This window comes from Desulfosarcina cetonica JCM 12296 (assembly GCF_001311845.1).
GTDB lineage: Bacteria > Desulfobacterota > Desulfobacteria > Desulfobacterales > Desulfosarcinaceae > Desulfosarcina > Desulfosarcina cetonica.
On sequence record NZ_BBCC01000476.1, the window covers coordinates 1 to 1,058 of the forward strand.

A 1,058-nucleotide genomic window follows, 5' to 3' on the forward strand; every position below is an offset into this window, starting at 1 on the left:
GATAGTCGGCCACGGCGAGGCAGATGCCTGCGCTGGAGTCGTCGCGGCGCAAGAGAATCGCGCCACCGCCGTCGGAAAGCGCCGCCTCGGCGGATACCGATGGATCGAACAGCGGCGATAGCTGGGGGTGGGCTTCATCGGCGCCCATGACGAGAATCGGATCGGCTGATGTCCGGGTGACCCCATCGGCGGCCAAAAGGGCCTCTTCAAAGGAATAATCGCCGCCGCTGACGGTAAGGTTGGCGCCCTTGGCCGCGAACAACATGGCCACCTGGCCGGCAGGGGCGTTGTGCACCGAGCCGATGAAATCCATGGGCGAGGGGAACTGGTAGTCGCTTGTCTGCAGCCGGGAGAGAAAGTCGTGGGTCTCGGACAGGCGCCCCAGCCGGTGCCCAGGCTGACGACTTGGGGCCAGACCTTTGCATCGATCGTCTGGCGCAGCTCCTCGGCCAGGGCCAGGGCGATTTTGGGTAGCGCTTCAGACGGCGCACCGTACGGGGGGCAAGATCCTGGCAGACGACGCTATCTGCCAGGCAGCCCTGGCAACTGGCTTGATCGGACAAGGCGGCCAGGGTGGCTGTGGATCGTCCGCGTCCGCTCAGGCAAGCGTAGGCGGAGACCACCAGTGGCTTCTCCGTAGCGCGGGCCGGTTTCGCTTCATGGCCTGATCCCTTGCCGATGACCAGGCGGCATTGTTGCCGCCGAATCCGAAACTGTTGGAAAGCACCCGCTGCAGGGAAAGGGGCGTGGCCGCCAAAAGGGGTGTCAGTGCCAGATCCGCATCCACGTGGTCGACCCCGCTGTTGGCCGGGGCGAATCCATGCTGGATGGACAGGGCGGCGATGCCGGCTTCAAGGGCGCCGGCAGCCCCCAGGGTGTGGCCGGTGGAGCCCTTGGTGGAAGAGAGTGGTGGCGGCGATCCGTTGAACAGCCGGTTAACGGCCAGGGCTTCGGAGCGGTCGTTGTCCGGCGTGCCGGTGCCGTGCAGGTTGATGTAGTCGATGGTTTCCGGCGGCAGGCCGGCGTCGCAAAGGGCGGCCTGCATGGCGGTCAGCGCC

General features: G+C 66.4%; 1 protein-coding gene and 1 pseudogene. Both read right to left on the reverse strand.

Translation table 11 applies throughout. The features are described from left to right. The coding region (locus tag JCM12296_RS35070) for a beta-ketoacyl synthase chain length factor (RefSeq protein ID WP_172684278.1) at window positions 1-415 on the reverse strand (415 nt) is incomplete at its 3' end. Window positions 416-598: 183 nt separating this feature from the next. After that, window positions 599-1,058 (reverse strand): annotated as a pseudogene (locus tag JCM12296_RS35075) (hypothetical protein); the annotation flags it as partial.